We start from the raw sequence: 358 nt of genomic DNA, 5'->3' as shown, positions 1-358 counted from the left end.
TCGTAGCTCTCAGAAAACTCTTTCAAGTCTGACTTCACGTAGGCTGAGATCAGCGATAGCTCATCTTTAGTCATGTCATTGGCGGCCTTCGCATATTTGCCTGATGTTTCGATTTTATTGTTGAGCTCTTCAGGACTATGCTTCAGCGTTTCGATAACTTCTTCAACCACCTCTTCATAGAGTGCTTTTTTCTTCGGCATAACAACCTCCTTAAGATAACCAACGTTGTAGTAAGTGAACGAAGTGCTACAAAGCTCCTTCGCTCACAAACAAATACAATTCATACTCTTGAGTATAGTTGCCCTGCGAAATTCAGTGAAAATTACGCCATCTAAAAGTCTGCAACTGCAAGTATGAA

The 358-nt window shown here is 41.1% G+C and carries 1 protein-coding gene; it reads right to left on the bottom strand.

Translation table 11 applies throughout. The features are described from left to right. The coding region (locus A3712_RS14970) for a zinc ribbon-containing protein (RefSeq protein ID WP_443083598.1) at positions 1 to 200 on the bottom strand (200 nt) is incomplete at its 3' end. Positions 201 to 358 lie beyond the last annotated feature (158 nt).

Source organism: Vibrio sp. HI00D65, from assembly GCF_001635455.1.
In the GTDB taxonomy this organism is placed as follows: Bacteria; Pseudomonadota; Gammaproteobacteria; order Enterobacterales; family Vibrionaceae; genus Vibrio.
This window is presented reverse-complemented; position numbering and strand designations above follow the sequence as displayed.